The organism is Collinsella aerofaciens, assembly GCF_028209395.1.
GTDB classification, from domain to species: Bacteria; Actinomycetota; Coriobacteriia; order Coriobacteriales; family Coriobacteriaceae; genus Collinsella; species Collinsella aerofaciens_AZ.
This window is the reverse complement of the sequence record NZ_JAQLDQ010000013.1, coordinates 46,110-56,960: the sequence shown is the minus strand read 5'-3', so window position 1 is coordinate 56,960 and position 10,851 is coordinate 46,110. Positions and strand designations below refer to the sequence as shown.

General features: G+C 55.6%; 9 protein-coding genes. 2 read left to right on the top strand and 7 right to left on the bottom strand.

All coding sequences use genetic code 11. The features are described 5' to 3' along the window. Window positions 1–244: 244 nt before the first annotated feature. From PMW67_RS06445 to PMW67_RS06425, 5 genes are all read right to left on the bottom strand, one after another. On the bottom strand, window positions 245–1,195 hold the full coding sequence (locus tag PMW67_RS06445) for an L-lactate dehydrogenase (protein ID WP_055309775.1): 951 nt from the start codon (window positions 1,193–1,195) through the stop codon (window positions 245–247). Window positions 1,196–1,396: 201 nt separating this feature from the next. Continuing rightward, the gene (locus tag PMW67_RS06440; protein ID WP_271739176.1) at window positions 1,397–2,560 is read right to left on the bottom strand and encodes a pyridoxal phosphate-dependent aminotransferase; all 1,164 of its coding nucleotides are present in this window, start codon (window positions 2,558–2,560) and stop codon (window positions 1,397–1,399) included. 118 nt (window positions 2,561–2,678) lie between these two features. Next, window positions 2,679–4,679: an NAD(+) synthase gene (locus PMW67_RS06435; protein ID WP_271739174.1), complete on the bottom strand. Its 2,001-nt coding sequence runs from the start codon at window positions 4,677–4,679 to the stop codon at window positions 2,679–2,681. 153 nt (window positions 4,680–4,832) lie between these two features. Further along, the gene (locus PMW67_RS06430; RefSeq protein ID WP_271739172.1) at window positions 4,833–6,017 is read right to left on the bottom strand and encodes an MFS transporter; all 1,185 of its coding nucleotides are present in this window, start codon (window positions 6,015–6,017) and stop codon (window positions 4,833–4,835) included. Continuing rightward, a complete protein-coding gene (locus PMW67_RS06425; protein WP_271739170.1) occupies window positions 5,995–6,276 on the bottom strand; it encodes a DUF2087 domain-containing protein in 282 nt (93 codons plus the stop codon). The genes PMW67_RS06430 and PMW67_RS06425 overlap by 23 nt, the downstream gene beginning before the upstream one ends. A gap of 493 nt (window positions 6,277–6,769) precedes the next feature. On the opposite strand from PMW67_RS06425, the gene PMW67_RS06420 reads away from it, so the two are divergent. Further along, window positions 6,770–7,720: a hypothetical protein gene (locus PMW67_RS06420; RefSeq protein ID WP_271739169.1), complete on the top strand. Its 951-nt coding sequence runs from the start codon at window positions 6,770–6,772 to the stop codon at window positions 7,718–7,720. A 136-nt stretch (window positions 7,721–7,856) separates the two neighbouring features. Beyond that, on the top strand, window positions 7,857–9,143 hold the full coding sequence (locus PMW67_RS06415) for a hypothetical protein (RefSeq protein WP_271739168.1): 1,287 nt from the start codon (window positions 7,857–7,859) through the stop codon (window positions 9,141–9,143). A gap of 54 nt (window positions 9,144–9,197) precedes the next feature. Here the strand turns inward: PMW67_RS06415 and PMW67_RS06410 are convergent, their stop codons facing one another. Beyond that, window positions 9,198–9,590: a hypothetical protein gene (locus PMW67_RS06410; protein WP_147327748.1), complete on the bottom strand. Its 393-nt coding sequence runs from the start codon at window positions 9,588–9,590 to the stop codon at window positions 9,198–9,200. Further along, entirely contained in the window at window positions 9,568–10,695 is a 1,128-nt protein-coding gene (locus tag PMW67_RS06405; protein WP_148345610.1) for a hypothetical protein, read from the bottom strand. Before PMW67_RS06405 ends, PMW67_RS06410 begins: the two co-directional genes overlap by 23 nt. Between the last annotated feature and the right edge of the window lie 156 nt (window positions 10,696–10,851).

Here is a 10,851-nt window from a genome sequence, read left to right as displayed (position 1 = left end):
GTGTTGGCTAAAATGGGTCGGCCGGGATTGGTCAATCTCGGCCGACTATATTTGGCTAAAATAATCCGACGCTAACACCGTCCGGGCATAGGTCAAAAAATTAGGCGAATCCGACATGTCCCTCCCATCAACTATGGTGCATTGGGGTGGTGCATAGGGGTCAGGTTACTTTGCACCAAAAAGGCGCCCGGGCCGTGTGGACCCGGACGCCTTCATTGTAGCTTTTCGCTCTAGCGAGCTTGATTTAGCAGGAGAAATCAACGCTGTCGATGATGTCCTTGAGGGCCTTGGCGGAGGCGGTGAGCTCATGCTTCTCGTCATCGTTCAGCGGAACGGGGACGCGGCAGACAACGCCGTCGCGGCCAACGACGGTCGGCATGGAGATGGCCAGATCGGACAGGCCATACTCGCCCACCATGAGCGAGGAGACGGGCAGAACGGTCTGCTCATCGCGCATGACGGCGGTGCAGATGCGCTTGACGGCCATGGCGACGCCATAGTAGGTGGCGTGCTTCTTCTCGATGATGGTGTAGGCGGAGTTCTTGACGTCCTCGGCGATGCGCTTCTCGGCTGCCTCATGCTCCAGGTGGCCGTGAAGCTCACAGAAGGTGTTCAGCGGCACGCCGGCAACCTGGGCGCTGGACCAAGCGACAAACTCGGAGTCGCCGTGCTCGCCCATGACGTAAGCCTGAACGTCGCGCGGGTCGACCTCGACGTGGGCGCCGAGCATCTGCTGCAGACGGCCAGTGTCGAGCACGGTGCCGGAGCCGATGACATGGCCCTCGGGCAAACCGGACATCTTGATGGCGGCATAAGTCAGAACATCGACCGGGTTGGAGACGATGAGCAGTATGCCATCGAAGCCGGACTTCTTAATCTCGGGGATAATGGACTTAAAGATGTTGACGTTCTTGTTGACCAGGTCCAGGCGAGTCTCACCGGGCTTCTGGGCAGCGCCAGCGGTGACGACGATCATGGCGGCGTCGGCGACATCGGAATAATCGCCGGCGTAGATCTTCATCGGCTCGGCAAACGTCATGCCGTGCGCGATATCCAGGGCCTCACCCTCGGCGCGGTTCTTGTCCACGTCGATGAGGACCATCTCGGAGAACAGACCGCTCTGCATCAGCGCGAACGCCGAAGACGAACCGACGAAACCGCAGCCGACAATAGCGACCTTCTTCTCGTTAACCATTAGAAACTCCCATCTCACTCCACAAACAAGCCGCCCGGGAACGACCCGAGCGGCTTGTCGTAATCCCAATACATCCAATCGGGACTTTGATTATGCTCCTATTCGCAGCCAAAAATCGACCGTTTACCGAAATTGTTTGCAGGATTCGTAAAATAACTGCACGAAATCGGTTTCGATATATTGACGAGGCGAAATAGCTTTCTAATACAGGCCCGCCTCGCGAATGGCCTCGACAGCCAAAGCGATCTGGTCGGGCGGCAAGACCAGCGCCATGCGCACGTGCCCCTCGCCCGAAGGACCAAAGCTCGCGCCCGGCGTCACCACAACGCCGGCCTTCTCCATAAGCTCCTCGCAAAACGCCATGGAATCGGTGCGGCCACCGGGAAGCTTGGCCCACACAAACATAGAGCCATGCGCGTTGGGGCGCTCCCAGCCCAAGCCCTCAAGACCGTCGCACAGGGCATCGCGGCGCTCCTGGTACTTCAGACGCTGCGCCTCGACCTCATCGCGCGGACCGTTCAGGCAGGCGATGGCGGCCTTCTGGATCGGGAAGAACATGCCAAAGTCGATCTGACCGCGCAGCTTGGCAAAGGCCGAGACCACATCCTCGCGACCGACCAAAAAGCCGATGCGGGCACCGGTGACGTTAAACGACTTGGAGAGCGAAAAGAACTCCACGCCCACCTCGAGTGCGCCGGGATACTGCAAGAAGCTGCCGCCCGGCTCGCCGTCGAACACGATGTCGGAGTATGCGTTGTCATGGACGATCAGCAGGTCGTGCTCGCGGGCGAAAGCGATGATCTCCTCGTAGATCTCGGGCGTGCCCACCGAACCCACCGGGTTGGCGGGCAGCGACACGATCATGTACTTGGCACGATCGGCCACCTCGGGATCGATGCCCGCCACATAGGGCAGGTAATTGTGCTCGGCAATCAGCGGATAGTACTCGAGCTTGGCATCGGCGATCTTGGCACCCGCCTCAAAGACCGGGTAGCACGGATCGGGAACCAAAATAGTGTCACCCGGATCGAGCAGGGCCAGGCCCAAATGGCCCACGCCCTCCTGCGTGCCGTTGCACGACTGCACCATGGACGGCGTAATGCCGGAGACACCAAAGCGACGCTCATAGTAATCGCACACGGCCTGCTTGAGTTCGGGCAGGTCGCGCAGGGCGTACTTCCACATCTCGGGATCTTGGGCTGCCTGCGTGAGCGCCTCGACCACGTGGTCGTACGGCTTAAAGTCGGGCGTGCCCACGCTCATGTTGTAAATGGTCTTGCCCTGAGCCTTCAGCGCGAGCAGTTTGTTGTTGAGCGAGGCGAAGACCTCCGCGCCAAAGCGGTCGAGACGCTGCGATGCCTGCATGGTGCCACCTTTCGATATGAAAAACGCGGCGCTCCGACAAGAGCGCCGCGCGATACGGGCCATCAGATTGCAAAAGTGTAACGCTTGCAACCCCCGTATTGGTTCAATTTAGCCAACCTTAGTCAATTGCATTGAGCGCGTCGATCTGCGCAAGCCACAAACGTGAGCTGGCGTCACTTGGCATACGCCAATCGCCGCGCGGGCTGAGCGTCACCGAGCCCACCTTGGGACCATCGGGCAGGCAGCTGCGCTTAAATTGCTGGGCAAAGAAGCGACGATAGAACGTACGCAACCACGTGTGGACGGTCTTGGCGTCGTAGACGCCCTCGAAGCTCTTGAGCGCCATGCGGTAGATCTTGCCCGGCTCAAAGCCAAAACGCAGCAGGTAATAGAGGAAGTAATCGTGCAGCTCGTACGGCCCCACCAAATCCTCGGTCTTCTGTGCAATCTCGCCATCGCCCGTGGGCGGCAGAAGCTCGGGGGACACCGGCGTATCGAGGATGTCGAGCAAGACCTCGGCAATACGCCCGCCAAAGACATCGGCGGCATAGCGCACCAAGTGACGCACGAGCGTCTTGGGTACGCTCGCGTTGACGGCGTACATGCTCATGTGGTCGCCGTTATAGGTAGCCCAACCGAGCGCCAGCTCCGACAGGTCGCCCGTGCCGATGACAAAACCGCCAGCCTGGTTGGCCAAGTCCATCAAAATCTGCGTGCGCTCGCGGGCCTGGCTGTTCTCGTAGGTCACGTCCTGAACTGCCGGGTCGTGCTCAATGTCCTTGAAGTGCTGCTCCACAGCCGCGTGGATCGAAACCTCGCGGAAGCTCACACCCAGGTCGCGGGCAAGCGACTCGGCATTGGACTTGGTGCGATGCGTCGTGCCAAAGCCAGGCATGGACACGGCTGTGATACCGGTGCGCGGCAGCCCCAGCGCATCGAAGGCACGCACGGTCACAAGCAGTGCCAGCGTGGAGTCCAAGCCACCCGAAAGGCCGATGACCGCAGCCTTGGTACCTGTGTGGGCAAGGCGGGTCTTGAGGCCCGCAGTCTGCAGATTGAGGATGGTCTCGCAACGCTCGGCCAGGTCGCCATGGTCGGCCGGCACAAAGGGCGCGCGGGGGAAGACGCGGTCGATGTCGAACGCATCGCGCAGGACAGGCTCTTCGGCCAGCACGCCCTCAAACGAAAATTCAACGGTCGTGGCCTCCGGCGCATCGTCCGCGCGCGTCCACGTCGTCGAGCGACGGCGCTCGGCAACCAGACGGTCGAGGTCAACATCGGCAACCGCCATATCGCAGGTAAGGAGCTTCGTCGCCGCCAGCTTAGAGCCGTTTTCGTAGACGAGGTTCTCGCCCGCAAAGACCATATCGGTCGTGGACTCGCCTTCGCTCGCATCCGCGTAGGCATAGGCGCAGTACAGGCGCGCACTCTGATTGGAGATGAGGCTGCGGCGATAGTCTGCCTTACCGATAATCTCGTCCGAGGCCGACGGGTTGAGGATCACCGTCGCACCGGCAAGCGCCATCTCGGTCGAAGGGGGCGCCGGCACCCATAGGTCCTCACAGACCTCAACGCCCAGCACCATATCCTCGGCACCTTCATCACAGCAGCGGTAGACAAGCCCCGAGCCCAGCGGAACCGGACCCTGACCGGCAAACTCGACCCACACGGGATCCGCAGGCGCCGGAGCAAACCAACGGCACTCATAGAACTCGCCATAGTTGGGCAGATACTTCTTGGCCGTGAGGCCCAAAAGCTCGCCCGCACAGCACACGGCCGCGCAGTTATAGATGTTTTCAGCCACCGCAACGGGCAAGCCAACGGTAAAGACGATCGGCAGCTCACGGGTTTCATCGAGGATGTGCACCAGCGCTGCCTCGCAGGCATGCAGCAGCGTGCGGTTATAGAACAGGTCGGCCGCGGTATAGCCGGTCAGGTTAAGCTCGGGCAGCACCAGCGCGCGAACGCCGCGCTCGGTAGCCTCGCGAACAGCCGCCAGCGCAACCTCGGCATTGCCCTCGACATCGGCCACGCGAATCTGCGGCGACGCCGCCGCCACACGCAAAAAGCCATCGTTCTTATTAGCCGAAACGCAGCATTGCCTTGTTGATCTGGACACTGGAGGCCCCTTCTACCCTGAGATTCAGTCTAACGGTCGTTCACATATCTCTAACTAGCCAAAGCAACCTCCCAGTTTACTGAGAGGCCAACCTGTGCTAAGAGCATGTATTTCAAAATTAAGGCATATCAACGTCACATCTGCATATCAACGTCACATCTTTCGCAAATAATTCAATTGAAACACAACTACCATCATAATTGAAAATACACCAAGTCCTGTAACGAGAATTGAGAACATCGCGATGCTCGTGAACAGCGAAACAAGGAGTGTTGAAATAACAACAGCAACCGATTGCAAAGACTCCCTAATTGAAAACAGGCCTATCGATTCAGATCCGTCTCTCGCCAAATCCTGCAGCGATGTTATGAGAAGCACATCTTGAATGGCGTTTCCGGCACCGACGATAAAAAGGAAAATAAACGATATCCCAGACGCATAGCGATAGCCAAACGCCAGATACGCACCGAGCGCAAGATACGTCACAAAACAATATGATTTAACGCAATCGGAACCACTGATTAAACGACCATATATTGTATTTCCGAACAACAGTCCGATTGTAAGACTACTCTGAAGGAATCCGTATTGTATCGATGACGAGTCAAATTGCAATTGCGCTATAGCTGGCAAAAGAGAATTCAGAGAGCCGAATGCCACGCCACTAGAAATATCGATTAATAGGAAACCAATTGCCAAGTGCTTCGCGCTAAGATCGCTAAATGCAGTCCTGTATTTTTCATTTTTGCTTATCCCCTCTTTATCATTAACCTCGATAACCGACGGAACATCTCGCAGCAACCAGAACGACACGGCAAAAGAAAGCGCGTCTAATGCAAGAACAGCCTCCGCCCCAAATTGAGCGACAACAAAACCGCCGGCAACTGGCCCCAGAACCATCATCAAATTCTGCAGAAACCCAAACGAATTATTAATTACGTCGCGATTGATACTATTCGTATTGGCTCTTAACAACGAGTAAAAGCAGGGCATTTCAACCGTTCGGCAAAGCGATACCGCGCACGTAATAGCAAACATACTCCATTTACTATCAACAAAAATATAGCAAACGAATAATCCCGCGCGAATTAAGTCTGCCAATCTCATGGCCTGCAGTGTCCCGATACCCATCTTCTGAGGCAGCTGCGCGAGCGCAACTGAAAACAGAGAGGGGGCAAATCTGCAGCAGACCATCAAAGCAGTTGCAGAAACATCGTGAGTTACCTCGTAAATCAGCATTGGCAAAGCAATATTCGCACACCAATTGCCTATTTCGCTTATCCCTCTAGCAATATATAGGACCCGAACCGGACGGCTAGCTCTCAATACCGTGAACATTACGATTAACCTCGTATTTCAGGCCTCGTTCATCCCTTAATAGGAATCCATAATCAACCAAATACCGCCTCAACACGGCATAATCAGGATAGAGCTGTGACAGCACACGATTAACCTGAAGCTCCGTATAACTTGTATTTAATTCAAAGAAAGAGACGGCCCATAGCAGCATGATTCTTTTATAGCTTTCCTTTTTTGGAATTGAAACCAGCTCGCCATTCTTGAGAAATCGTTTTTTAAAGTCTATTAGCTCATCCATTCACATCCTCCATTTCATACGCATCTAATACTAAAGATGCATACGCTTTAGGTCATCGCATTCGGCTTTTTTATTCGAACTAAACTCGAACTAATCTAAAATATTTGCTCAAACACTCTTCGAAAGCTCGTTTTTCACTCTGAGTAAAATGCCCTTCCGAGTCAGTCCACGAACAGGAAGGCAACTCACAACGAGCGGAGTCGAAGCCCTCTGCCGTCAGTCGTTCAAAGTGCACGATAACCTTTTCGGTATCGCCATCTGTAATCAGGTCAGAATGAATGACCTCGGTACCGTCTTCGAATGTCATATACGGGTACATCACGTAAACCACCCCGCAATCGTAAATCCAGTTTAGCATCAAGCTATTGCACCAAAGACAGCAAGCCCCCTTGATGAGTTGATGGTATCTGCTAAATGTCACGTACGATTCACATCTGGTGGGTACCCTGATGGCTACACGAAACGAAGCAGATTTACACCGGGAGGACCCCGTATGACAACCAAGTACACCGACGCGCCGCGCACGCGCGTCATGACACCGGCATCGCTCAACAACGGCGTGCACGAAAACCATTCCATCGGACAGACCATGGCCATCGCGCCCAAAAAGGGCCTGTTCGACGACATTTCAATTCCCCAGATCATCGCCGGCGCCGCAGCTGCCGCCACGAGCGTCGCGCTTGCCTCCAAGATCGGTATCGCCGGATCGGTAATCGGCGCCGCCGTGAGCTCGGTCATCACCGTTGTGTCTTCGCAGGTCTACCGCCACTTTATCTCTGCCAGCGCCGAAGCCCTCAAAGGTACGCACGCCGCCGTCGACTACCCCGCCGGCGCCTATGAGCCCGTTGAGTTTAATGCCGAGGAGCACCTGGGCGGCGCCGCGACTACGCAGGAGATGCGCCAGATTGCAGGGCGCGCGACCACGGCGCGCGTCGCCCCCGACAGCCTGCGCGCCAAGGCGGCGGCAGAGCGCAGCCAGACGCAAAAGAAGGTCATCGTCTTCTCGATCGCCATCGCCATCGTCGCGGTCATCGCCTGCGCCGGCGCCATCCTTATCACCACCGCCGGTGAGGGTCTGGGCGAGCGCCCCGAGCCGATTCTGTCGTCGCGAACGACGGAAAGTGATGCAAATGGCAACACCCATTCGCAAGACCAGCAGGCACAGACGGACGGCACGCAAGACAGTTCTACCTCTGCCGACTCGTCATCGAACACCCAAAACCAATCGCAGGGCGCCAATTCCTCTACGAACAGCAGCGGCACGCAATCCGGCACGACCGACTCAAGCCAAACGACTGACAGCTCGCAGCCGAGCACGGGCGACCAAACGAGCGACACCACGTCGGGAACGGGCACAGCAGACAGCAACAACAGCAATTCGAGTGGCACCACATCGGGCACGACATCTGACAGTTCAAGCCAAGGCACGACATCGGGCAACTAGGCGCTGCATCCCCAGATAGGCAGCCTGTACAACGGGCGCGAATCGATATCGGTTTGCGCCCGTTTGCCTTGGGTGCCGCCATGGCAAACGCTATGCGATGGTAAGATGCTTTACGTGTGTAAAGAGGAGATTTGCCATGAGCAAGACAATAGTTAGGCCCACGCTATCGCTGGGCAACCACATCTACCTGTATCGCCTGCTGCGCGATGCGATTGGGTGCGGCAAGCAAACGTTTATGACGCAGGTCGAGGAGGCACTCGCCGCGGGCGACATGGCCGCTTATGACCTGGGCTTCGAGTCCACGCGCGAGCTGCTCGAGGAGCTCGATGACTGCATTAAGCTGACCGTCTTTAAGGGCGGTCGCCTGTATGCCACCGTCATCGCCAACGATGCCTGGGATGCCGCCCTTGCCAAGGGCGAGGACAAGCTCAAGGCCGCCAAGGGCGCCAAGCAGTCCTACAAAAAGAAGAAGCGCGGCGAGAAGGACCTGAAGGCCGTGCGCCCCAAGCACGTTAAGCGTCCCGAGCCCGTAGTTGAAGCTGTGCCCGAGCCCGAGCCCGAGATCGAAGTCGCTATTGAGGTAACGGCAGAAGCCGAAACCGAAATCGCCGCCACGACCGATCCCGAAGTCATATCCGAGCAGGAAGTCACTGCTGAGCTCAACGAAGCTCCCAAGTCGACAACCGAAGAAGCCGCTAACCAACCCGAGACGTCTGCGTTCCAAAACAGCGATGTCTTTGGCGACGAGGCCGAGGACGATCAGCCCGCCGATCAAGGCGCTTCCGAGTCGACGCCGGAGCCCGAGACGCCGGAGCCCGCCATCTCGCTTACGGTCGTCTACGACCCCGAGAACGCCAACGCCGGCATCACCACCATGGCATCCACGCCCATCGAGGCAAAGTCGAGCGTCGAGAACGAGAACGCGACGCAGGTTGAGGTTGAAACTGCAGCTGCAGACGCATCCGTCACCTTGAAGGCCGCAGATTCCACGATCAAGCCGGAAGCGACGCCGGAGCCCGCACCCGTCATCGAATCCGCGCCCACCTCTGCTTGCGACCAAATTCCCGCACCCGCGCCGGATTCGGCACCCACTGCGGCCCCAACCCCCGCATCTGCAGCGCCCGCCATCCCCGAGGACTTCCCCGTCGATTTCGCAACCGAGGTCTTCTGCCCCGGCCCGCTTCTGCACCAGCTGTCGACCTATCTCCCCTACGGCGCCGACACGCTCGGCATCGTCGGCGAGTACTACTGGATCGCCCGCGAACGCGGCACCATCGAGGCCGCGCGAAACCGCGCAAGCTTCCCCCTGCGCTACACGCAGGCCGGCGAGCGCCGCGAGGTTACCGTGCGCATTCGCCGCAACACCACAGGCGGTCTCGGAGCCGCCTGGACCATCGACAAGGTCGAAGCCCCGGTCGAGTAAAAAACGGCCTCGGATAGCCAATTGACCATCCGAGGCCGTTTGAATTCAGGCCTTTTAGTTGTCATCGGCGCATATAGACACCAGAGAAGCGAGCTCATCCTCAAGTTGCGGAGCAAAGTATCTAAAAGAAACCTGCGCTCCAGTCGGTATCGACTCAATCATATTCGCAGCATTATCTGAAACTCGGTACGATGCAGTTTCACCTGTCTTCAAATCCTCTATTGAGCAGACAGCGTCTTCAGCATCAATCGACCTAAGCACGCCTTTTCCTTGTAACATCACATCGGCATGCCCGCCAGCTATTTCTAATGAACCTGAGTCTGTCGCAGTCACTTCTCCGGAACCTCCGCGCGATATCTCTTCCTTTGTTGAACAGCCCACCAATGAAGCCATCAGCACCAAAGACAGAGCTAGACGAATCGCCCTACTTCGAAAAAGTCGTTCCATAAGTCCACGCATAATAGCTCTGATCATACTTCAGGAAGGATAAAGATGAATTCCAGCCGTCCGCTATGCCAATCATCTGCCTTGTCTCTCCAGTTTTCTTACCAGTAAGTGTGGCGTAAGCCTCCGCTGTTACAGAATGGGCTGATCCGTTGTACAAACTCGCATGTAAAACATTCGGTCTATTAGAGTTAATCTCATTTTGAATGCTCGCGATAGCCGGAGAGGAGACAGTGCGGGCGATAAGAGTACTTCCTCTGCTTGCGCAGTAATTTGTAAACCCCGTTGCACAGGTTGATATCGGCGTTCCACCCAAAACAACGCCGGGAACAGTCTGTTCTTCATCGGAAAGAGCATGGGTATTGGTGTAATTCCATATCTGCATATATTGCGAAGGGTCGCTATATAAATTGGCAATGCCATACAGTTCCGCAACGTTCGAAAAAGCTGTCACCATACAAGCATAGTGGGCGGTAAGCCTCTTAATCTCGCTTTCATCATATGACATAAACTGAGAAATGGAACGAAATCCAGATACTGTGTAATCCTGCATTTGAGTTGCGTAAATTACAACATCGTTCCAGCTTGAAGGTTTATTCGATAAAACGACAGGCCGTCCTTCTATGGAAACAGCCGGGATTGTTCTTCCGCAATTTGTTGTTATTGAACCGTCCAAAGATTGCACGCCGAATTCGAATGGATTGATCATTACGACTGGGTTATTGAACGAATAAGACTCGACACCAAGATCTCCTCCCCGATCCATAGGGCTGACTAAGCCATCTCCAAAACGATATCCCGTAAGTATTTCATCATCTGAAGCATCTAAAACCAAATAGCCCGCGGCTCTATTGGATGTCACAACCGGAACAATGTAACCAAGCGGGGACCCATCAACATCTACAAAAGGAATAGGGTCAGAAGGCGTATACGAATAGCCGAGGAGTCCCTTTATATATTTATCGGCAAGCTCTTGCGCAATTTCAGAAGTAAATTGTATCTGCTCACCATCAATATTGCCCGTCGAAGCAAAAACCTCTTTCGGACGTGCGGCTAAGGCGACAATTGAAGACGCGACAAGTTGCAGAAAACGACGACGCGAAAGCATATGTTCTTCTTTCTAGAGAAGCGACTTATAAGGTACTCCTATTCTATAATCTTTTTTTAACGTTACAGCACTGGTTATATTTCAATTCGATTTGCTTATGTCCTTGCAACCCAATGCGTCTTTACGTTTTAAACGGAATTAGAAAATCACTCATAG

What these genes read in the sequence shown, in the direction of transcription:
- PMW67_RS06405 (WP_148345610.1), bottom strand. Translation starts at nt 10,695, where the DNA reads ATGCTTTCGCGTCGTCGTTTTCTGCAACTTGTCGCGTCTTCAATTGTC.
- PMW67_RS06440 (WP_271739176.1), bottom strand. Translation starts at nt 2,560, where the DNA reads ATGCAGGCATCGCAGCGTCTCGACCGCTTTGGCGCGGAGGTCTTCGCC.
- PMW67_RS06415 (WP_271739168.1), top strand. Translation starts at nt 7,857, where the DNA reads ATGAGCAAGACAATAGTTAGGCCCACGCTATCGCTGGGCAACCACATC.
- PMW67_RS06445 (WP_055309775.1), bottom strand. Translation starts at nt 1,195, where the DNA reads ATGGTTAACGAGAAGAAGGTCGCTATTGTCGGCTGCGGTTTCGTCGGT.
- PMW67_RS06430 (WP_271739172.1), bottom strand. Translation starts at nt 6,017, where the DNA reads ATGTTCACGGTATTGAGAGCTAGCCGTCCGGTTCGGGTCCTATATATT.
- PMW67_RS06425 (WP_271739170.1), bottom strand. Translation starts at nt 6,276, where the DNA reads ATGGATGAGCTAATAGACTTTAAAAAACGATTTCTCAAGAATGGCGAG.
- PMW67_RS06410 (WP_147327748.1), bottom strand. Translation starts at nt 9,590, where the DNA reads ATGGAACGACTTTTTCGAAGTAGGGCGATTCGTCTAGCTCTGTCTTTG.
- PMW67_RS06420 (WP_271739169.1), top strand. Translation starts at nt 6,770, where the DNA reads ATGACAACCAAGTACACCGACGCGCCGCGCACGCGCGTCATGACACCG.